The sequence below is a fragment of the Aeromonas sp. 25-248 genome (assembly GCF_053005425.1).
In genome coordinates this window covers 167213-186977 of the sequence record NZ_JBRKTB010000002.1, presented here as the reverse complement: position 1 = coordinate 186977, position 19765 = coordinate 167213, and the positions used below count along the sequence as shown (strand labels likewise).

Genomic DNA, 19765 nt, shown 5'->3' with positions numbered 1-19765 from the left:
CCGGAGAATTGAGCAATGAGAATTCTGCATACCATGTTGCGCGTCGGCGATCTGCAACGTTCCATCGACTTCTACACCCGAGTGCTGGGCATGACACTGCTGCGCAAGAGCGAGAACAGCGAATACAAGTACACCCTGGCCTTCGTCGGCTACGGCGACGAGAAGGATGAAGCCGTCATCGAGCTCACCTACAACTGGGGGGTGAGCGAGTACGAGCTCGGTTCCGCCTATGGTCACATCGCCCTGGAAGCGGACGACATCTATGCCACCTGCGAGGCGCTGCGCGCCGCCGGCGCCAAGATCACCCGCGAACCGGGCCCGGTGAAGGGCGGCACCACCGTCATCGCCTTCGTGGAAGACCCGGACGGTTACAAGATTGAGCTGATTGCCAAGAAAGACGCCGGTACCGGCCTGGGCGCCTGAGCCCACGCCGCCTGGCGGTGAGAAAAACAACGGGGCCCAGGGCCCCGTTTTCATTGCCTGCAGCCACCGTCAGGCCAGGCGGAAGCGCCCCATGCTCTGGCGCAGACCCGCCGCCAGCTGGCTCAGCTCCAGACAGGCTTTGGCGGTATGATCCGCGCCGGTCGCGACCTCGTTGGAGGAGTCGTTGATGCGCGCCACGTTGCGGCCCAGCTCATTGGAGACCGCATCCTGCTCGCCACAGGCACTGGCAATCTGGATCGCCATGTCGGCTATCTGGGCCACCGCCTCTTCAATCTGACGAATGCCCGCACTGGTGCGTTCACTCTGGCTCACGCACTGGCGGATCATCTCGCAACTCTGGCCGGTCACCGACTTCGCCCGGTTGGCACGAGCCTGCAGGGTCTCGATGATGGCGACGATTTCGCCGGTGGAGGCCTGGGTACGCCCCGCCAGGGTGCGCACCTCGTCGGCCACCACCGCAAAGCCGCGCCCCTGCTCACCGGCACGGGCCGCCTCGATGGCGGCATTGAGTGCCAGCAGGTTGGTCTGGTCGGCAATGCCGCGAATGACATCCACCACCAGGTTGATCTGGGCGGACTCTTTCTCCAGTTCACTCACCAGGTTGCCCGCCTGCTCCATCTCACCGGCCACCCGGGTGATGGCATCCAGGGCCCCCTGCACATCCTGACTGCCGCGACGAGCCAGGGCATTGGCGGAGCTTGCCGACTCCGAGGCCACCTCGGTGTTGCCCGCCACATCCGCTACCGTCGCCTTCATCTGGGCCATGGCGGTGGCGACCTGGGCTATCTCCTGCTGCTGGCTCTGGATCCCCTGGGATGATTGCTCGGAGACCGCGCTCACCTCCTCGATGGCGGCCCCCAGCTGGGTCACGGCGGCGGCCACCTCCTCGATGAGCCCACGCAGGTTGTCCTGCATCTTGAGGGAGGCGCTGGCCAGCATCCCCAGTTCGTCCTGCCCGATGTGCTGGCGATCCAGCCGATGGGTCAGATCCCCCAGGGCGATGGCATTGGCCTGGGCCACCACGGCTTGCAGGGGCAGGCAGATCTGGCGGGTGAGGAACCAGGTCATGACCCCCATGAAGATCAGCAGGGTCGCGATGCTCACCACGGCAAAGGTCATCACCATGGTGACGCTGCCAAGCAGACTGCCACGGTTCTCTTCCACAAAGCCAAGATTCACCTTCACCAGGGCACGCACCGCCAGCTCCAGCTCGGTGTAAAGCCCGTTCGAGCGAAACAGCGCCTCCCTGGCCTCATCCCTGCTGCCCTGGAACAACAGGGCATCCACCTGGTTGACGGCGCCCAGATATTGCAGCCACTGCTGCTTGACGCGGTTGAAGGCCTGGCGTTCATGCTCGGCCCCCACGGTCGCCTCGTAGGCATCCATGACCTGCTGCACCTTGCCCAGGCTCTCCTGGATGCGGGCGCGGCGAACCTGCCTGTCGACGGCATCTTCCACCATCAGCAGGGCAAACTGGGCACGGCGTACATAGGAGACGTCGTAGAGCAGGTTGTCCACCGAGAGCACGCTTGGCAGGGTGGAGTCGGTGAAGTTCAATACCCGATCCCGAATGTCCCGCAGTTCGGTGGCGAGAAACAGGCCGAAGACGGCGTTGATGACGGCAATGACCGCAAAGACGGCGGCAATCTTCTTGCCGATGGAGAGATGCTTGTAAGACATGTTGGCTGGTGATCCTCGACTGCAGTTGTGCAGTGACACAATGATCACATCCGTGTAAGCGGTGACCCGAGACTCCTGACGGGAAATGACGATGGGAGCGAAGAGAGGGGATCCCTTGCTTCCCGCTCGCCCCACGCCGGGCCTTGTGCCCGCCACGAGGCTGCCAGCACAGGAGCGACCAGCTCGACGCAAAACTTGAGCCGATTGCCACAATCGGTCCGCCGTCATGGACAAAGCAGGGGCCAGGTTATGTAATGGCCGCTCGTCTCTCCCCATTCCTGTCTTCAGAGGCCCCATGGACAACGTATCGACCCTCTCCCCTTCCTGGTCTGTCCAACTGCGCGAGCAGATAGCGGATCGCCCCCTCATCGCCCTGGGGCTGCTGCTCGCCCTGGTCGCCGTGCTGCTGCTCCTGGTGCAGAGTCTCGTCATGCTGGCAGCAGGAGAGATCACGCCCGGGGTACGCTATGGCCTCATCGGCGGCGCTGCGGGTTTTGCCGCCACGGCGCTGGGCGCCCTGCCTGCCCTGTTCCTGCGCGCCGTTCCCCAACGGGTGGAAGATGCCATGCTGGGGTTCGCCGCCGGCATGATGCTGGCGGCGAGCGCCTTCTCCCTGCTGCTGCCGGGGCTCGAGGCCGCCGAGGGGATCACGGGTGACGGCTTCCTCGCCGCCGCCGTGGTGGTGGCCGGCATGACCCTCGGGGTGCTGCTGATGCTGGGACTGGATCAATTCACCCCTCACGAACACGACAAGACCGGCCCCTGTGGTCCCGGCCATGAGAGCTGCTCACGGGTCTGGCTGTTCGTCTTCGCCATCGCCCTGCACAACCTGCCCGAAGGCATGGCCATCGGGGTCAGCTTCTCCCAGGGAGACATGACGGTGGGACTGCCCCTCACGACCGCCATTGCCCTGCAGGACATTCCCGAAGGGCTGGCGGTGGCGCTGGCCATGTGCGCAGCCGGTTTTCGCCCGCCGGTGGCCGTGCTGGTCGCCATCGGCAGCGGCCTGCTGGAACCGCTCGGAGCCCTGCTCGGGGTCGGACTCGCCAGCGGCATGGCCATCGCCTACCCCATCGGCCTCGGGCTCGCGGCCGGTGCCATGCTGTTTGTTGTCTCCCACGAGGTGATCCCGGAAACCCATCGCAACGGCCACCAGACCCACGCCACCCTGGGGCTCATGGCGGGCTTCGCCCTGATGATGACCCTCGACACCGCACTCGGCTGATCACCCCCCTCAAGCCCCGTGCGCCCGGTGACGACAGCGCGAACCCCTTGAAATAAGAGGGGGAAATCGCCTAATGTTGAGCACCCGGCGCCCTTTGACTGGTTGATGTACGGCGCCTGAATCCCATCGGAAGCCTGCCCGGATGACCCTCAGGATAATCCTGCTGCTGTGTCTGCTTGTCCTCACCGCCAGGACCATTGGCGCCACCGAGGTCTTTCATACGGCCGCGCAGCAGGCGTCGTCCCCCAAGTACGTGACGCTCCCCGACGGGCATGTCGGCGGGATCTGCGTCGATCTCTTCCGGCTCATGGAAGCGAGGGAGCCTGCCCTTCGCATTGAGGGAGAGCAGCGCTTCCTGCCGCTGCGACGGCTGGAAAAGAAGGTGCAGCACGGCCAGCTGGACTTCATCTGCGGCGTGGGGGAGAACCCGGCCAGGCGGGATCACTTCATCGTCCTGACCCCCGCCATCTTCACGGTGCGCTACCACCTGGCGGTGCGCCGTGACGATCACGTCGAGATACGCAGCTGGCAGGATGTCAGGGCCCTCGGCCAGGCGGGCATCATCCTCATCAACCATGGCAGCGGTGCTATCGCCAGGCTCCAGGACATCGGCGGCCTCATCATCGACAGCGGCGGGATCAGCAACCAGGCCAACTACGAGAAGTTGTTGATGAAGCGCGGCCGTTTCGTCTACTACCGCTCCCCGGGGTTTGAGTCCGACTTGCGCGAACAGGGGCTGGCCGACAAGATCCGCATCCTCCCCACCGTGATGGAAGAGACCCCCTTCTACATTCTGTTCCATCGCCACAGTGCCCCCGAGCGCCTGACCCTGTTCGCCAATACCCTGCAACGGCTCGCAGACAGTGGTGAACTGGCCGCCCTGGCCAGACGCTACCCCTGACCCCCCATCCGCGCCATCGCAATGCTCGGCGCCACCGCCAAGTTTTGCTATCATCCACGCCAACTTTTTCGGCCCAGCGGCCATCGAGACGAGGTAGATGATGAAAGTAGGTATTATCGGCGCCATGGAGCAGGAAGTGGCCCTGCTGCGCAGCCAGCTGAGCGAGCCCACCACCCTGCAACTGGGCGGCTGCGAGTTCTATCAGGGCAAGCTGGCCGGTAAAGAGGTGATCCTGACCCGATCCGGCATCGGCAAGGTCGCCGCCAGCGTCGCCACCAGCCTGCTGCTGGAGAAGTTCGCTCCCGATTGCGTCATCAACACCGGTTCCGCCGGCGGCTTCGCCCAGGATCTGCACATCGGTGACGTGGTCATCGCGAGCGAGATGCGCTTCCACGACGTGGACGTGACCGCCTTCGGTTACGAGATGGGCCAGATGGCCCAGCAGCCCGCCGCCTTCCCCTGCGACGAAAAACTCATCGCCCTGGCACAAGCCTGCATTGCCGAGCAAGGCAAGCACCAGACCAAGGTCGGGCTCATCTGCACCGGCGATCAGTTCATGTGCAAGCCGGACGCCATCGCGAAAGCCCGTGCCGACTTCCCGCAGATGCTGGCGGTGGAGATGGAAGGGGCCGCCATCGGCCAGGTGTGCCACATGTTCAAGGTGCCCTATCTGGTGGTACGGGCCATGTCGGACATCGCCGGCAAGGAGCAGGTGGAATCCTTCGATGCCTTCATCGAGGTGGCGGGTCAACACTCCGCCGAAGTGATCATCGCGCTGCTCGGCAAGCTGTGATCGACGCCCCCTCCTGGGATGCTCTGATGACCGCCCTCGCCTCCACGACGGCGGCCATCATGGTGGGGGCCGCCCTGCTGGAGGCCCTGCTGCCCTGGCCCGCACGCTTTCGACCCGGCGCAGCCGTGCCTCTGCTCACCCGCCTCGGCCAGAAGGTCTATCGCCCCGACGGCACGCCACGCCAGCAGAGCCAGGCCGGGCTCCTTGCCCTGCTGGTGGTCTGGGTGCCCTGCGCTGCCGGTCTCTGGGCGGTGCGCAATCTCTCCCTGTCCGAGCCCCTGTTCGACCTCCTGTTCCTGCTGCTGATGCTCGAATCCCGCCCCTTGCGGGAACTCGCCCGGGGGAGCCGCGCCCTGGCGACCCAGGAGACGCTGGTCGTGGCGAGGCTGCAGGTCGCCCCCTGGCTCAAGCGGGAGACCGGCAAGCTCTCGGTGATGGGGTTGAACAAGGCGGTGAGCGAGACCTGCGTGCTGCGCCTCGTGGGTCAGTGGGCCGCCCCCCTGCTGGGTTTTGCTCTGGCCGGGGTACAGGGTGCCCTGCTGGTGCGGCTCGCCCAGTTGACCCATCTGGCGTGGAACCCCAAGCAGAACGCGTTCGTCCACTTCGGCCGCCCGGCTGCGGCGCTCTATCAGGGTTTCTGCGCCCCCGCCATCCTGTTGCTGGCGCTCCCCCTGTGCCTGACCCAGGTGCGCGGGCTGGGCAACAGAGTGCGACCTGCGCTGCATTGGCCCCATCCCGCCATGGGGGTCCTGCTCGCGCTGCTGGCCCGGGCGACGGGCAGCCGACTCGGCGGCCCCCGCTACTATCAGGGCCAGCTGGTGCGCTTGCCGGTATTTGATGAGGGGAGCGAACCCGATGCCAACCTGCCCCTGCGCCTGCTGCAGCATCTGCAGCTGACCGGCTGGGGCTGGCTCGGGCTCTCGCTGCTCCTGACATGGATGGCGCTCAATCATGGCTGATCGCGTTTCCCTTCGTGCCCTGGGCCTGTTTGTCTGCCTGCTGGGCACCTCACTGTGCGCCATGGCCACCCCGCCGCAGCGCATCGTGAGCCTCACTCCCCATCTGACGGAACTGCTGTTCGATATCGGCGCCGGGGATCGCGTGGTCGCCACCGACGATGCCTCCGATTACCCCGCCGAGGTGGCCAACCTCCCCAGGGTGGCCAACTATCGCAGCATCAACCTCGAGGCGCTGCTGGCCCAGAAGCCGGATCTGGTAGTGGCCTGGCGCTCCGCCCAGGCCCGCATGCTGGGCCCGGTCGAGCGCCTCGGCATTCCCGTCTTCTACTCGGAGCCCACCGACTTTGCCTCCCTGGCCACCGAGATGCGCAGCCTGGGGCACCTTCTCGGGCTCACGCCCAGGGCCGACGAGCAAGCCCGCGCCTATCTGACCCGGCTCGACGCCCTGGCGGCGCGCTACGGCGAGCCCAAGCCCCTGTCGGTCTTCTATCAGCTCTGGTACCCGCCGCTCACCAGCGTCAATAATTCGACCTGGCCGGGGCAGGCCATCACCCTCTGCGGCGGACGCAACATCATGGCGACGACGGGAGCAGCCTACCCCCAGGTCGGGCTGGAGCAGGTGATCAAGGCCAATCCCGGGCTTATCCTGGCTGGCGGCCGGGATCCTTCCGTGCTGGATCACTGGCGGCAGTGGCCCATGCTGGACGCCGTCAAACACCAACGGCTCGCCCTCATCAACGCCGATGAACTGCATCGCTTCACCCCCCGCGCCCTCAACGCGGTGGAGCAGATATGCGAGGCGATCGCCGGGAGCAGCGCGTCAACCCCTTGATACCGCCTTCGTCACGGCGATGCTCTCTCCCATATCGCTGGTTATGGCATAAAATATGCTTTTGAATCTAACAGACACTCACTTCATAACGGGACCATGACATGTTCAACGGCAAAACGATCCTGATCACCGGGGGAACCGGCTCCTTTGGCAAGAAGTTCATTGAGGCTGTCCTCTCCCTCTACACGCCAAGCCGATTGATCGTCTACTCCCGTGATGAACTCAAGCAGTTCGAGATGCAGCAGCGTTTCAATCACCCTTGCATGCGCTATTTCATCGGTGACGTACGGGATGCCGAGCGCCTCGAGATGGCCATGCACGGCGTGGACTTCGTGGTGCATGCCGCCGCCCTCAAGCAGGTGCCTGCCGCCGAATACAACCCCATGGAGTGCATCAAGACCAACATCCATGGTGCGGAAAACGTCATCAAGGCGGCCCTCAACAACGGGGTCGAAAAGGTGATCGCCCTCTCCACCGACAAGGCGGCCAATCCGGTCAACCTGTATGGCGCCACCAAACTCTGCTCCGACAAGCTGTTCGTCGCCGCCAATAATATGGCGGGCAAGCACCCCACCATTTTCTCCGTGGTACGTTATGGCAACGTGGTCGGCTCCCGGGGCTCTGTGGTGCCCTTCTTCGATCGCCTGATCAAGGAAGGGGCCAGCAGCCTCCCCATTACCCATGCCGAGATGACCCGTTTCTGGCTCACCCTGCAACAGGGGGTCGAGTTCGTGCTGACCAACTTTGCCCGCATGAAAGGGGGGGAAGTGTTCGTTCCGAAGATCCCGTCGGTACGCATCACGGATCTCGCCAGCGCCATGGCGCCGGACTTGCCCCAGGAGATCATCGGTATCCGTCCGGGCGAGAAGTTGCACGAGGTGATGTGTCCGGCTGACGACTCCTACCACACCTATGAATTTGATGACTATTACGTCATCGCTCCCAGCATCACCTTCACCAGCCGAAACAATGACTTCGCCGTCAATGCCCTGGGTGACACCGCGGTGCGGGTCGAGCACGGCTTTGAATACAATTCCCTCAATAATCGCCACTTCCTGTCGATAGAGGAATTGAAAGTCATGAATCAGCAGGTGCTCGCCGAATGATCCCCTATGGACGCCAATCCATCACAGATGAAGATATCGAAGCCGTCGTCGCCGTGTTGAAGTCGGACTACCTCACCCAGGGTGAGGCGGTCCCCGCCTTCGAACAGGGATTGGCCGACTACTGCCAGGCTCCCCACGTGATCGCCTGCAGCAACGGCACCACGGCCCTGCACCTTGCCTGCGCCGCGCTGGCGCTCGGCGAACAGGATTGGGTCTGGGTCTCCGCCATCAGTTTCGTCGCCTCAGCCAACTGTGCCCGCTATTGCGGCGCCCAGGTGGATTTCGTCGACGTGGACTCCGCAACCGGCAACCTCTGCGTGACGGCGCTGCGCGAGAAGCTGCAACGGGTTCAGGGCAGCGCTCGTCAGCCGAAGGCCCTGGTCGCCGTGCATCTCGCGGGCCAGCCCTGCGATCTCGCCGAGATAGGCGCCCTGTGCCGAGAATATGGTGTGTCCCTCATCGAAGATGCCTGCCATGCCCTGGGAGCCCGTTATCAGGGAGAGCCCATCGGCAGTTGTGCACACAGCGACATGACCGTCTTCAGCTTCCATCCGGTCAAGCCCATCACGACCGGGGAAGGGGGCGCCGTCACGACTCGCAGTGCCGAGCTGGCCGCGAGGCTTCGTCTCTATCGCAGCCATGGCATCACCCGGGATCCGGCGCAGTTGACCGTCGACACTCCGGGGGGCTGGTACTACGAGCAGCAGGTACTCGGCTTCAACTATCGCCTGACCGACATCCAGGCGGCGCTGGGAAGCAGCCAGCTCGCCCGCCTGCCGCAGTTCATTGACAGGCGCCGGTTGTTGGCTGCCCGCTACGACGAGCTGCTGACCCGACTGCCGGTCGAGCCCTTGCACCAGGGGCATGACAGACTCAGTGGCTACCACCTCTATGTGATCCGGGTGCAAGACCGGGATGAGGTGTTTGCCCGCCTGAGAGACGCCGGTATCGGCGTCAACGTGCACTACATGCCCATTCCGGCCCAACCCTATTACCGTGAGCTCGGCCACGACCCCGCCAACTATCCCGGTGCCCAGGCCTATTATCGACAAGCCATCAGCCTCCCCCTGTTCCCCGGCCTCTCCCTGGCCGAGCAGGATCAGGTCGTTCAGACCCTGGAGTCGGTGCTATGCGCCTAGCACTGGGTACGGTCCAGTTCGGGCTCGATTACGGCATCAGCAACCGCACAGGCGAAGTGCAGGATCAGGAGCTCGACGCCATTCTGGCCCTGGCCCGCAAGCTGGGGGTGGATACCCTGGACACGGCCCAGGCCTACGGCAAGGCCGAGGCGAGGCTCGGGATGTACAACACCGCCGACTTTCAGGTCATCACCAAGCTCTCACCCAATATCGATGCCGCGGATCTGACCCCCTCTTTGGAGGCCAGCCTGCAACGACTGGCTCGTCCCCGTGTCGAGGGCTTGCTGCTGCACCGCAGCCAGGACGCCAGCCCGGCCCTGTTCGAGCGGCTGGCAGACCTGCAGCATCAGGGCAAGGTGGGCAAGGTGGGCGTCTCTGTCTACACCCCCGAGGAGCTGACGCGTTGGCTCGAGCAGGGTTATCCCCTGGAGCTGGTTCAGCTCCCCGCCAATCTGCTCGATCAGCGTTTTTTTCGCGCAGGCTGGTTCGATCGGTTGCAGGCCATGGGGTGTGAAATCCATGTGCGCTCCCTCTTCCTGCAAGGCCTGTTATTGATGCAGCCAACCCTTCGTCCCCCTTATTTCGACGCCTTCAGCGAACCGCTCTCGCGACTGGATGGGTGGCAGCCCCACCTCTCCCTCCTCCACAAGGCACTTGCCCTGATCCCGGCCCTGCCCCAGGTGAGCCGCTTCGTGGTCGGCGTCTGCCACGCACACGAGCTGGCAGCGATTGCATCTGCCTATGCCCATCTGCATCCTGCTCAGGACGCCGAACTGGCAACCCTCGCCTGCGACGAGCCGGCCCTCATCAACCCTGCCATGTGGAGAACATCATGATCCTCGGGATCCTGCAGGCCAGAGCCAACTCCAGCCGACTGCCTGGCAAGGTGCTCAAGCCTCTGCTCGGCGAGCCCATGCTCGCCCGCCAGATAGAGCGGCTCAAACGTTCCGCCAGGCTGGATCAACTGGTGGTCGCCACCAGTGATCAGCGCCAGGATGAGGCCATCGCGGCGCTTTGCGCCGAGCTGGACGTGCCCTGTTTCCGTGGCCCGCTGGACGATGTGCTGCTGCGTTTTCATCTCGCGGCCCAGCCCTTTGGGCCCAGCCAGATTGTCAGGCTCACCGGCGACTGCCCCCTCGCGGATCCCGCCCTCATCGACGAGCTTGTCGCGCTTCATCTGGACGGTGGCTACGACTACAGCAGCAACTGCTGGGATCCCAGCTACCCTGATGGGCTGGACGCGGAGATCATGAGCGTCGCCACCCTGGCGCTGCTGGCCGAGTACGCCCACACCCCGACCCAACGCGAGCACGTCACCTACTACATCCGCCAGCATGCGGATCAGTTCAAGATAGGGGCACTTAGCCGCACCCCCAGCCTAGCCCACCTGCGCTGGACGGTGGACGAACCCGCCGACTTCGCCCTGGTCGAGCAGATATATCAGCGCCTCTACCCGTCAAACCCGGCCTTTGCCACCGACGACATTCTCGCCCTGCTGGCTCGTGAGCCGCAGTTGGCGACTCTGAACACTCAACATCAACGCAATGAGGGGCTGGCGCGATCGCTGGCCAAGGAGAACCACTCATGACCTCACGGTATCAGCATTCACTGACCCTTTCAGCCCGGGCCGAGCAGAGCATTCCCTTAGGGTCCCAGACCTTCTCCAAGAGCCGCCTCTGCTTCCCCTACGGCGCCGCCCCGCTCTTTATCGAGCGCGGCCAAGGTGCCAGAGTGTGGGACGTGGATGGCAACGAGTATCTCGACTTTGCCAGCGGCCTGCTCGCCATCAGCCTGGGTTACTGCGATCCGGAGGTGAACCAGGCCGTGCTGGAGCAGCTCAACCTGGGCTCCATCTTCTCCCTTCCCCATCGGCTGGAAACCGAGGTGGCGGAACAGCTGATCGAGCTGATTCCCTGCGCCGAGATGGTGCGCTTTGGCAAGAACGGCACCGATGCCACCTCCGCCTGCATCCGCCTCTCTCGCGCCGTCACAGGGCAAGAGCGGGTCGCGGTCTGCGGCTACCACGGCTGGCAGGACTGGTACATAGGCTCCACCACCCGCCACCTGGGGGTGCCCGAGTGCGTACGCGAGCTGACCCATCGCTTCGACTACAACGATCTGGCCTCCCTCAAGGCCCAGCTGGAAGCCCATCCCGGCGAGTTTGCCGCCGTGATCCTGGAGCCCATGAACGTCGCCTGGCCCGCCCCGGACTTTCTGCCCGGTCTGCGACAGCTGTGCGACGAGCACGGCGCCCTGCTCATCTTCGATGAGACCATCACAGGTTTTAGAAATCATTTAGGAGGCGCCCAGACCCTGTTCGGGGTGACCCCGGATCTGGCCGCCTTCGGCAAGGGGATGGCCAACGGCTTCCCCATCTCCGCCGTAGTGGGCCGCCGCCAGTACATGCGCCGCATGGAGGACATCTTCTTCTCCGGCACCTTCGGCGGCGATGCCATCGCCCTGGCGGCGGCCAACGCCGTGATCGGCAAGATGCGTCGGCTCGACGTGCCCACTCGCCTGGCCGAGCGGGGCCAGCAACTGCTCGATGGGCTCAACGCCCTGTTGCAAAAGCTGGATGCCCCAGGCTGGCTGCAAAGCGCCGGCCACCCCAGTTGGTGTTTCTTACTGACAGGTGATTCAACCAACCACACAAGCTGGCAGTTAAAGAGCTATTTAATGCAGGAGCTGTGCAAGCGTGGCATCCTTAGCCTTGGCAGCCACAACCTGAACCTTGCCCATAGTGAAGAGGACATTCGAACCCTGCTGGCCGTCTATGCAGAAGTCCTGCCGGAGCTTATCCGTCTGGACGCGAGCAAGGCCATCCATCAGGCCCTGGATGGCGAGCCTATCCAGCCGGTTTTCAAGGTGCGCTGAGTGCAACCAGATATGCCGCAGACTCAACGCACAGCATCGGATAGCATGAGGCTAGACGGCCAGCGGATTGTTTTTCGTACCGATGCATCGCTGGAGATCGGTTCAGGCCATGTAATGCGCTGTCTGACCCTAGCCGATGCATTGAGTGAGAAAGGGGCTGAGTGCTGGTTTATCTGCCGTGCGCATCCAGGACACCTGGCTGAGCTTATCCGTACCCGTGGGCACCACTGCCATCTGCTTGACACAGTCGCCGAGCCAGAACAAGACTCTGTGGACATATCCTCACCTGCACATGCGAGCTGGCTTGGATGCAGCAGGATGCTGGATGCTGCACAAACCCATGTAATTCTGGCCGAGATGTGTCCAGCATGGTTGATTGTCGACCACTACGCTCTCGACGCCCACTGGGAAAGCAGGCTCCGTAATTATGTCGGTCGAATCATGGTTATCGATGACCTTGCAGATCGTCCTCACGATTGCGATCTGCTGCTCGACCAGAATCTGGGCCGCCAGCTCGATGACTACCGAAAGCATGTCCCACCCGGTTGCCAACTCCTGATCGGCCCACGCTATGCATTGCTTCGCCCAGAATTTGCTGAATTACGAGAATACTCTCTAAAGCGGCGCCAGCGTCCGGTGTTAAAACAGGTTCTGATCACTATGGGGGGTGTCGACAAGCTTAATGTAACTAGCCAAGTGTTGAATGCATTACGCTGTGCCCCCTTGCCTGACGGTTGTCGGATCCTTGTAGTAATGGGACCAAAGGCCCCATGGCTAACACAGATTGAAGATCTCGCTGCAACTCTACACTGGCCAACCGAAGTACTGGTTAATGCTAACAATATGGCGCAACTTATGGCGAGTAGTGACTTGGCGATCGGTGCTGCGGGTAGTACATCTTGGGAGCGATGCTGTCTCGGTTTACCTACATTGATGATGATAATTGCAGACAACCAACAAGAAGCAGCACACAATTTAATGTCGGCTGGAGCGGCTGTGTGTATGCAAGAAAGAAATATGGAAAAAAACATTACACATTGGGTTAATGAATTTATTACAGCACCAGGAACTAGCACTGCAATGACAAGTTGTGCCAGTAGTATTACAGATGGTTTAGGAGTCTGGTTAGTTTCAGACAAAATAATATCTACTTAAATGGGAATTTTGCCATGGATTCTCTTGGTGTATTACGAAATGTTAGAGAAAATGAACTTGATATAATGCTCGCTTGGCGTAACGAGCAAAAAGTAAGAAGTAATATGTACACTCAGCATATTATTTCGCGTGAAGAGCATTATTCTTGGTGGGAGAAAACTAAACTCCGTCAAGACCAAAGATATTATATGTATGAATACGAAGGGCAGCCATGTGGCATAACATCATTTAACAATATAGACTTGAGTAATAAAAATTCAGCCTGGGCATTTTACACAGCACCTTCAGCACCGAGAGGATCTGGAGCTAAGATGGAGTTTCTGATGCTCGACCTAGCATTCATTACGCTTGGCTTACACAAACTATACTGTGAGGTATTAGAGTTTAATCGCCCTGTAATTACTTTACACCACAAGTTTGGCTTTGAAACTGAGGGGGTTTTTAAGGATCAGCGCTTTACTAATGGAGAGTTTATCAACGTTCATAGACTGGCTATTTTAAAAACCCAATGGGAATCCAATAGAACTGCTCAACTAGAAAGAATAACAGCATTCAGGAGCAGATAGCATATGAAACCAAGAATATTTATTAATGATGTTGGCATTGGTGTTGATTTTCCTCCATATGTGATAGCAGAAATGTCTGCTAACCATAATGGCAATCTAAATAATGCATTCCGCTTAATTACAGAGGCTAAGCATGCTGGTGCTAGCGCTATAAAATTACAGACTTATACAGCAGACACCATTACTCTTAACAGCAATTCCCCAGAATTTCAAATCCATGAAGGGCTTTGGCGCGGTAAGAGTCTTTATCAACTTTACCAAGAGGCTCAGCTACCTTGGGAATGGCATGCTCCCTTATTTCAGCATGCCCGTAAAATCGGTATTACAATTTTCAGTTCTCCTTTTGACACCACCGCGGTAGATCTCCTAGAAGAGCTCAATGCGCCTGCCTACAAGATTGCTTCTTTTGAAGCAATTGACCTACCATTGATCCGCTATGTCGCAAGCACAGGCAAACCCATGATCATATCGACGGGCATGGCAAACGCGGAAGAAATTGAAAATGCGATTGAGGCGGCGAGAACTGGTGGCTGCAAAGAATTAGCCATACTTCACTGTGTCAGTGGTTATCCTGCTCCGGCTGAAGATTACAACTTGCGCACCTTGCTAGATATGCAGCAGCGCTTCGGATTAGTGACTGGGTTATCCGATCATACGCTCGACAATACAACAGCTATTGCCAGTGTTGCCTTGGGAGCATCGGTCATTGAGAAACATTTTACTCTGGATCGCAATGGCGGTGGTCCTGACGATAGTTTTTCGCTGGAGCCGACAGAATTAAAGCAACTATGTATTAGTGCCAGAACAGCATGGTCTGCACTGGGTCAAGTGGATTACAGCCGAAAATCCAGCGAAGTGGGAAATGTAAAATTTCGGCGCTCTCTCTATTTTGTCAAAGACCTGCAGGTGGGAGAAACCATCACGGCAGATGCGGTGCGCAGTGTACGTCCTGGCTTTGGATTGGCACCCAAATATCTTCCTGATGTGATAGGAAAAACTGTTACTCAACCTATATTGGCAAACACGCCGGTAAACAACGACGTTTTTAAATAATGGAAGGGCATATGCATCAGAAGAACGTCTTCATGGACCACGAAGGGAATGAGTGGTATAAGCGCAACAAGGCCGCCATCCTCGATAAATCTCTGGCAAATGATCCCATCTTCAAGGCGCTGGAATATCTGGGCAGCAGACCTGCCAGGATCCTGGAGATAGGCTGTGCCAATGGCTGGCGGCTGGCGCAGCTGGCCGAGCACTACGGTGCCCGATGCTATGGGGTGGACCCTTCGGCCAGCGCCATTGAAGACGGGAGCACACGCTATCCCGGGTTGCACCTTGCAGTCGGAACGGCCGACAGTCTGCCCGATATAGAACCTGTCGATCTCATCATCTTCGGCTTCTGCCTCTATCTGTGCGATCCCCAAGACTTGTTCAAGATTGCCGCTGGCAGCGATGCGCTACTGGCCGATCGGGGCCTGATGACCATACTGGATTTCAACCCGCCGGCAGGACATTATCGCAACGACTATCAGCATCATGCCCATTTATTCAGCTACAAGATGAACTATGGGGAGCTGTTTGGTTGGCATCCGGGTTACCACCGTCTGTTTGAACATGTACAGCATCACGACGGTAGCGCAGAAATGGAACCGGATGCCCTAATCTCCGTGCAAATCTTGCGAAAGGATGCAAGGTTGCTCGCAGCGCAGAACCCCTATCCAAAAAGATAAAAAATACCGACCCCTGGGTCGGTATTTTCTTCGTGCAAGGCTCATGGCTTGTATAACCCCTTCCAGGGGAGATTCACACCTTGCTACCCGCTTTTTTTCTGAACAATGCCATCACTTCGTTATCTATCATGTCCACACTGTCGAGTGCTCTTGGATACATCGCCTTCACCTTCCCGAGGAACTCCAGCCACAACGCGATGGCTGGCTTCATCAGTTGCAGGGTTTTTTCTTCACCTTCGAACGAATAGAGAACGGAGCTCAACAGCGTAAACACATAGTTCATTGAGCCGACCATGGTCTGGGTAATATGCTGCTGCCGTGTGGCTGCGATCTGGGCGAGGTAACCAAAGTTGCGCAACATCAACTGGTTCACTTCGTTGCGCGACGCGAACGGCTGCTGCCATTCCTCCATCATCTTGTCGATGAAAATATTGAAGAACTCGACATCGAGCAGAGAAGAAAAGTCTTCTTTGGACAGCGGAATGGGGGCGCACAACGATGCGATTTCTCCCAGCAACGCCGTCTTGTCAACGCGCTGGGAGAAGCTGATTTCAACGCTGGGCAAGGCTCTGGTATGGGTTATTTTGGCGCCATCGCTACAGTTGAAACACTGTACATCGGGATTGGCCGCCAGTGCTTGCTCCATGACATGGCGGGAGGTATCAAACATGGTGTTGCTGATGACCATACCGCCAAAATTCCCTTCTCGCCGCCATTGGCTGTCGCCATACATCATCTCACCCAGGGTTCCGGCACTCTCTTCATTGTTGTAGTAAGAGCTGAGCCGGGAATGGTGATGCCCCTTGTGCTTGTACCCATTGTCCAGACCGAAGAGATAAAGATGCTTGAAGCCAAGGTGGATGGGAGCACTGACACCGATGTTGCCGACCAGGGGGTTCACCCCTCCCAGGGCCGCACAAGGTTGTAAACCGGGGAAATAATTTCGATAAAGCACGACGCCAGGTTCACTGAGTTTGAATGCGAGTGCCGAGGTATTGAACAGCGTCGCGCAGTCAGGATGAATGACATCGGTACTCAGGAACAGCACATCGCGCAGATATTCAGGATCATCCAGGTTCACCAGGAAATCATAAACGACCTTGGTTCTTTCCGTCTCGACGTGAATGTCCGGTTTGATGCCCACTTTGTGCAAGGCAGAAATGGCGCTGCCACACGAAATGATGATGGCTTTGTCTTTGTTCTGTTCTATGACAGCAATGGCATCATCCAGAGACGGGCCATTGGCGACGATGAAAACAGGGGTTCGTTGATACTGGGGCGAGACCCGTCGATCTTTTTGCAGGAACGGGACTCCGCGCTCGATGTTGTTGATGGTGTGAGACAGGGCGATCAGATTGTCGTCAAAGAACCCCCACCCCATCACCAGCAAGAAATATTCTTGCTGCACCTTTTCGATCAGCTTTTTGATCTTTTCATTCTGATAGCCCCACATGATGAATGCATTGGCAATCAGGAAAGAACCACGGCTGTGAATGGCAGAGGCGAAATCCTTGACGATACTCTCTTCATCCTGTCCCAGCAGGATCTGCATCCCCAGGTTCTCCTGATGCAGGTAATCGAGCAAAGGTGCCCAGTCGAAGCAGTACAAGGAGGCGTAAAAGAGATCCAGATCTGGCTCGAAGAGGAACAGAGTGCCGATCTTGCACCTTTCATAGAGATAGCCAAGGTGGTATCCGAGACCGACGCCAAACACCAGGGCGCTGGGGACCTCATTGGGGACATGTTCGAGCTGGGTCTCCGTCTCAGAAATATCGTCAAGGTAAGCATTCAGCTTGTTGAGATACTCGACATGCATAAAGCCAAGGGGATTTGCCTCCTGGCTGAAGGAGAACTTGGACAGGCCCCCTTTCTCCATGAACTCGGTGACCAGGGTCTCACAGATGAGGTAGGGTTCGTTGCCGTAGACGGCAACGCCATCGTCTAGCCACTCAAGATTGGGTTGACCATTCTCGTTGCAGAAGAACCTGAACGGGCGAGCGGGTTGGTAACGCTCATAGGTATCGGCGATATGGGGAATATATCGACGGAATGCCGCCATATTCTGTTCAAATCTCAGCGGCAACGCCACTGCCATGGCGGCTTCCTGTTCCGCCTGCTGCTGGAGTCGCAGTGCATCCTGCTCAGCTTGCATCAGGGCGGAATCGACATTGAGCGACATCAGAACTCCTTGCTGTTCACACGATAGGCCTGACCGGCCTTGCTGGCTCTTCCGAACAGGGTCAACTGTTCAAAAATGGCATGATGATGAGTGGCGGCCAGGTTTTTCATGGCCTCTTCCTGAACGGACAATCTGACGGCCAGAGCGGCTACCGCCTGTTGCTCTGCCGCTTCGCCGCTGGCCAGCGTGACCAGCTTATCGATCAAGACAAGCCTGTCATCCATGCATTGCAAGGCATCATCATATTGCTGCTGCCGCAACAGCGTCTCCAGGAGGCGGGCATTCTCGTCCAGTGCCTCTTCGAGCACGGCAAGCCTGGAGCTCACAGCTCACCCAACTGCTGTCTCATCTGATAACCCTGGTGTTTTTCGGGTTCAGGCAGTTGATCCCAGCCTGACTTGATGGTCAGCATCAGAGTCATCACTTCATCAAGAGGCGCCGTATCCCGGTTCAGACTGGCATCCCAAACCCGTTCATCCATATAGGCGTAAAGCCCATACAGATCCTCCGCCATGCGCCCCTGGCTCATGTCCAGCGCATCCTGCAACCCGTGAAGCAATCCTTGTGCCTTGGAGACGGCAGTGGCTTTGGCCTCCATGTCATTGCGCTCAATGGCTCCCTTGGCTTGAGCCAGTCGCTCCAGGCAGCCCTGCATCATCAACTGGATGACACGGTGAGGGTCTGCAGTGGCCAGATCGGCCGCCAAATTACCCGCTGTATATGCTTTGATATTGCGCTTGTACATAATTCAACACTCTCGATCTATCAAGACTTCTGATAACTCGTCTGCAATGTTGCCAATGCAGAAGCAGAACTGTTCATCTTGACCAACAAGGCATCCAGACTGCCGTACTGGGCGCGCAATGCCGCTTCATACTTCGTCAACTGGGCATTGGCCGTAGACGTTTTTTGGGTCAGCGCACGCAAATCCGAATTCAGGACATCTTCTCGTTGCGCAAGCATGCCGCCGCTCTTGGTATATTCTTTCAGGCCGGAATTCAAGGTAGATGCCAGCCCCTTCTCTCCCCCAAACAGGGCCACCACCTGATCGAAGTTCTTGTCGACAGCTTCCCCGAACTTCGTCTTGTCGAGGGACAGTTTTCCCTTGTTGTCCATCTTGATGCCAATCTCAAAGACGGTGGAATAAGTACCGCTGTTCTGAGAAGGGCTGACCAGCAGGTTGCTCATGAAAGACTCGATCGCTCGGGTGGTGGAATCACCGGCCAGGGCACCGCCATCGTCCTGCTTCACACCACCCACGAAGGTGTTGCGTTTGCCCAGGGAATTCATCTTGTCTTGCAGAGTGTTGTAACCATCCACGAACTGCTGGACAAGCTCCTGAATGGAGGTCTTATCGGTCGTGATATCGACCTTGTTTGCCTTGAGATCCCCCGCACTGTCTTTATCCGACACGCGAAGTACCGTCACCTTGAGATCCTGAATGGAATCATCAAAGGTGTTGGTATCACTCTTGAGGACGTTGCCATCCACGTTAATCTCGGCACTGCTGGCTGCACGGGTCTGGCTCATCACACCGCCACCGGCTTCGAAGACCCCTAGCTCGGCGTTATCGCCGGTGATGGTCAAATCCTTGCCGTCTCCCGAGATACCGGAGTCGATCACCAGCTTGGCCTTGCCATCAGCCGTGTTTACGATGTTGACACTCAGGCCGAAGTTATCGCCATTGCTGTTGATGCTTTTACGGATATCTTGCAGGGTGTCCCCAGCCTTCACATCAACCTTGAACGTCTTGTCACCCGCCTTGAAGGTCAGTTGCCCATCCTGAGTCGCCAGAGGGGTGGTCGAACTGTCGAAGATCCCCTCCTGGCGGCTCGTTTCCGCCAACTTATTGACGATGATGTTGTATTGACCGTTGGAAGCACCAGACTTGCTCTCCACCTTCAAAATGGGGTCATCTTTGCTCTGGGTGATGTTGATGGCACGTTTGTTGAACGCACCTGGCGCACTCAGTTTATCCAGAATGTCGGTAAAGGCAGAGATGGAGGATTTCAGCTGACCGATACCGGACAAGGAGATCTGGGTACTGTTTTGCTTGGTAATGATCGGCTGTTGCAATTGAGCTTTTTTCGCTGCAACACTCGCCGAGATCACACTTTCAAGATCGAGTCCAGACCCCGCCCCTGCTGAAGTAATTGCCATCACATCCTCCTGTCTATCGACT

General features: G+C 58.8%; 20 protein-coding genes. 15 read left to right on the top strand and 5 right to left on the bottom strand.

What is annotated here, in order from left to right; all coding sequences use genetic code 11:
- Window positions 1–15 precede the first annotated feature (15 nt).
- The gene (gene gloA / locus ACVDHI_RS04240) at window positions 16–423 is read left to right on the top strand and encodes a lactoylglutathione lyase (RefSeq protein ID WP_010674310.1); all 408 of its coding nucleotides are present in this window, start codon (window positions 16–18) and stop codon (window positions 421–423) included.
- 69 nt (window positions 424–492) lie between these two features.
- On the opposite strand, the gene ACVDHI_RS04235 is transcribed toward gloA, so the two are convergent.
- Window positions 493–2124, bottom strand: a complete 1632-nt coding sequence (locus tag ACVDHI_RS04235) for a methyl-accepting chemotaxis protein (RefSeq protein WP_324062481.1) — start codon at window positions 2122–2124, stop codon at window positions 493–495.
- A gap of 295 nt (window positions 2125–2419) precedes the next feature.
- Between ACVDHI_RS04235 and ACVDHI_RS04230 the strand changes: the two genes are divergently transcribed.
- The 14 genes from ACVDHI_RS04230 to ACVDHI_RS04165 all read left to right on the top strand — a co-directional run bounded on the left by ACVDHI_RS04230 (window position 2420) and on the right by ACVDHI_RS04165 (window position 15404).
- The gene (locus tag ACVDHI_RS04230; RefSeq protein WP_039038671.1) at window positions 2420–3349 is read left to right on the top strand and encodes a ZIP family metal transporter; all 930 of its coding nucleotides are present in this window, start codon (window positions 2420–2422) and stop codon (window positions 3347–3349) included.
- A gap of 142 nt (window positions 3350–3491) precedes the next feature.
- Window positions 3492–4250, top strand: coding sequence for a substrate-binding periplasmic protein (locus ACVDHI_RS04225; RefSeq protein WP_447211730.1), 759 nt, complete (start codon window positions 3492–3494; stop codon window positions 4248–4250).
- 100 nt (window positions 4251–4350) lie between these two features.
- Window positions 4351–5043, top strand: a complete 693-nt coding sequence (gene mtnN, locus ACVDHI_RS04220) for a 5'-methylthioadenosine/S-adenosylhomocysteine nucleosidase (RefSeq protein WP_010674306.1) — start codon at window positions 4351–4353, stop codon at window positions 5041–5043.
- Between the two features lie 26 nt (window positions 5044–5069).
- Entirely contained in the window at window positions 5070–6002 is a 933-nt protein-coding gene (locus ACVDHI_RS04215) for a cobalamin biosynthesis protein CobD/CbiB (protein WP_324062476.1), read from the top strand.
- On the top strand, window positions 5995–6834 hold the full coding sequence (locus tag ACVDHI_RS04210; protein ID WP_410487951.1) for a cobalamin-binding protein: 840 nt from the start codon (window positions 5995–5997) through the stop codon (window positions 6832–6834). Before ACVDHI_RS04215 ends, ACVDHI_RS04210 begins: the two co-directional genes overlap by 8 nt.
- 101 nt (window positions 6835–6935) lie before the next feature.
- A complete protein-coding gene (gene pseB, locus ACVDHI_RS04205) occupies window positions 6936–7940 on the top strand; it encodes a UDP-N-acetylglucosamine 4,6-dehydratase (inverting) (RefSeq protein ID WP_041215437.1) in 1005 nt (334 codons plus the stop codon).
- Window positions 7937–9079 (top strand): UDP-4-amino-4,6-dideoxy-N-acetyl-beta-L-altrosamine transaminase, encoded by a 1143-nt coding sequence (pseC, locus tag ACVDHI_RS04200; protein WP_049636137.1) that lies wholly within the window; start codon window positions 7937–7939, stop codon window positions 9077–9079. The genes pseB and pseC overlap by 4 nt, the downstream gene beginning before the upstream one ends.
- Entirely contained in the window at window positions 9070–9915 is an 846-nt protein-coding gene (locus tag ACVDHI_RS04195) for an aldo/keto reductase (RefSeq protein WP_447211729.1), read from the top strand. The genes pseC and ACVDHI_RS04195 overlap by 10 nt, the downstream gene beginning before the upstream one ends.
- Entirely contained in the window at window positions 9912–10667 is a 756-nt protein-coding gene (locus ACVDHI_RS04190) for a glycosyltransferase family protein (RefSeq protein ID WP_324062474.1), read from the top strand. The genes ACVDHI_RS04195 and ACVDHI_RS04190 overlap by 4 nt, the downstream gene beginning before the upstream one ends.
- On the top strand, window positions 10664–11953 hold the full coding sequence (locus tag ACVDHI_RS04185) for an aminotransferase class III-fold pyridoxal phosphate-dependent enzyme (RefSeq protein WP_042015973.1): 1290 nt from the start codon (window positions 10664–10666) through the stop codon (window positions 11951–11953). The genes ACVDHI_RS04190 and ACVDHI_RS04185 overlap by 4 nt, the downstream gene beginning before the upstream one ends.
- Window positions 11954–13108 (top strand): UDP-2,4-diacetamido-2,4,6-trideoxy-beta-L-altropyranose hydrolase, encoded by a 1155-nt coding sequence (pseG, locus tag ACVDHI_RS04180; RefSeq protein ID WP_447211728.1) that lies wholly within the window; start codon window positions 11954–11956, stop codon window positions 13106–13108.
- 14 nt (window positions 13109–13122) lie between these two features.
- Window positions 13123–13674 (top strand): UDP-4-amino-4,6-dideoxy-N-acetyl-beta-L-altrosamine N-acetyltransferase, encoded by a 552-nt coding sequence (pseH, locus tag ACVDHI_RS04175; RefSeq protein ID WP_113070439.1) that lies wholly within the window; start codon window positions 13123–13125, stop codon window positions 13672–13674.
- Window positions 13675–13677: 3 nt separating this feature from the next.
- Window positions 13678–14727, top strand: a complete 1050-nt coding sequence (gene pseI / locus ACVDHI_RS04170) for a pseudaminic acid synthase (RefSeq protein ID WP_080767979.1) — start codon at window positions 13678–13680, stop codon at window positions 14725–14727.
- An 11-nt stretch (window positions 14728–14738) separates the two neighbouring features.
- A complete protein-coding gene (locus tag ACVDHI_RS04165; protein WP_323882231.1) occupies window positions 14739–15404 on the top strand; it encodes a class I SAM-dependent methyltransferase in 666 nt (221 codons plus the stop codon).
- A 73-nt stretch (window positions 15405–15477) separates the two neighbouring features.
- On the opposite strand, the gene ACVDHI_RS04160 is transcribed toward ACVDHI_RS04165, so the two are convergent.
- The 4 genes from ACVDHI_RS04160 to fliD are packed head-to-tail and all read right to left on the bottom strand — an operon-like array spanning window position 15478 to window position 19746.
- On the bottom strand, window positions 15478–17583 hold the full coding sequence (locus ACVDHI_RS04160; protein WP_447211727.1) for a motility associated factor glycosyltransferase family protein: 2106 nt from the start codon (window positions 17581–17583) through the stop codon (window positions 15478–15480).
- Window positions 17583–17891, bottom strand: coding sequence for a hypothetical protein (locus ACVDHI_RS04155; RefSeq protein ID WP_233759671.1), 309 nt, complete (start codon window positions 17889–17891; stop codon window positions 17583–17585). Before ACVDHI_RS04155 ends, ACVDHI_RS04160 begins: the two co-directional genes overlap by 1 nt.
- A gap of 14 nt (window positions 17892–17905) precedes the next feature.
- Window positions 17906–18328: a flagellar export chaperone FliS gene (fliS, locus tag ACVDHI_RS04150; RefSeq protein WP_324062467.1), complete on the bottom strand. Its 423-nt coding sequence runs from the start codon at window positions 18326–18328 to the stop codon at window positions 17906–17908.
- Window positions 18329–18348: 20 nt separating this feature from the next.
- Entirely contained in the window at window positions 18349–19746 is a 1398-nt protein-coding gene (gene fliD / locus ACVDHI_RS04145; protein ID WP_162183356.1) for a flagellar filament capping protein FliD, read from the bottom strand.
- Between the last annotated feature and the right edge of the window lie 19 nt (window positions 19747–19765).

Excerpts from the sequence above, each read along its gene's own strand:
- ACVDHI_RS04185 (WP_042015973.1), top strand. The coding sequence starts at position 10,664 with ATGACCTCACGGTATCAGCATTCACTGACCCTTTCAGCCCGGGCCGAG.
- gloA (WP_010674310.1), top strand. The coding sequence starts at position 16 with ATGAGAATTCTGCATACCATGTTGCGCGTCGGCGATCTGCAACGTTCC.
- pseI (WP_080767979.1), top strand. The coding sequence starts at position 13,678 with ATGAAACCAAGAATATTTATTAATGATGTTGGCATTGGTGTTGATTTT.
- pseC (WP_049636137.1), top strand. The coding sequence starts at position 7,937 with ATGATCCCCTATGGACGCCAATCCATCACAGATGAAGATATCGAAGCC.
- ACVDHI_RS04230 (WP_039038671.1), top strand. The coding sequence starts at position 2,420 with ATGGACAACGTATCGACCCTCTCCCCTTCCTGGTCTGTCCAACTGCGC.
- ACVDHI_RS04165 (WP_323882231.1), top strand. The coding sequence starts at position 14,739 with ATGCATCAGAAGAACGTCTTCATGGACCACGAAGGGAATGAGTGGTAT.
- ACVDHI_RS04160 (WP_447211727.1), bottom strand. The coding sequence starts at position 17,583 with ATGTCGCTCAATGTCGATTCCGCCCTGATGCAAGCTGAGCAGGATGCA.
- ACVDHI_RS04210 (WP_410487951.1), top strand. The coding sequence starts at position 5,995 with ATGGCTGATCGCGTTTCCCTTCGTGCCCTGGGCCTGTTTGTCTGCCTG.
- ACVDHI_RS04215 (WP_324062476.1), top strand. The coding sequence starts at position 5,070 with ATGACCGCCCTCGCCTCCACGACGGCGGCCATCATGGTGGGGGCCGCC.
- ACVDHI_RS04235 (WP_324062481.1), bottom strand. The coding sequence starts at position 2,124 with ATGTCTTACAAGCATCTCTCCATCGGCAAGAAGATTGCCGCCGTCTTT.
- ACVDHI_RS04225 (WP_447211730.1), top strand. The coding sequence starts at position 3,492 with ATGACCCTCAGGATAATCCTGCTGCTGTGTCTGCTTGTCCTCACCGCC.
- mtnN (WP_010674306.1), top strand. The coding sequence starts at position 4,351 with ATGAAAGTAGGTATTATCGGCGCCATGGAGCAGGAAGTGGCCCTGCTG.
- pseH (WP_113070439.1), top strand. The coding sequence starts at position 13,123 with ATGGATTCTCTTGGTGTATTACGAAATGTTAGAGAAAATGAACTTGAT.
- ACVDHI_RS04190 (WP_324062474.1), top strand. The coding sequence starts at position 9,912 with ATGATCCTCGGGATCCTGCAGGCCAGAGCCAACTCCAGCCGACTGCCT.
- fliS (WP_324062467.1), bottom strand. The coding sequence starts at position 18,328 with ATGTACAAGCGCAATATCAAAGCATATACAGCGGGTAATTTGGCGGCC.
- pseB (WP_041215437.1), top strand. The coding sequence starts at position 6,936 with ATGTTCAACGGCAAAACGATCCTGATCACCGGGGGAACCGGCTCCTTT.
- ACVDHI_RS04195 (WP_447211729.1), top strand. The coding sequence starts at position 9,070 with ATGCGCCTAGCACTGGGTACGGTCCAGTTCGGGCTCGATTACGGCATC.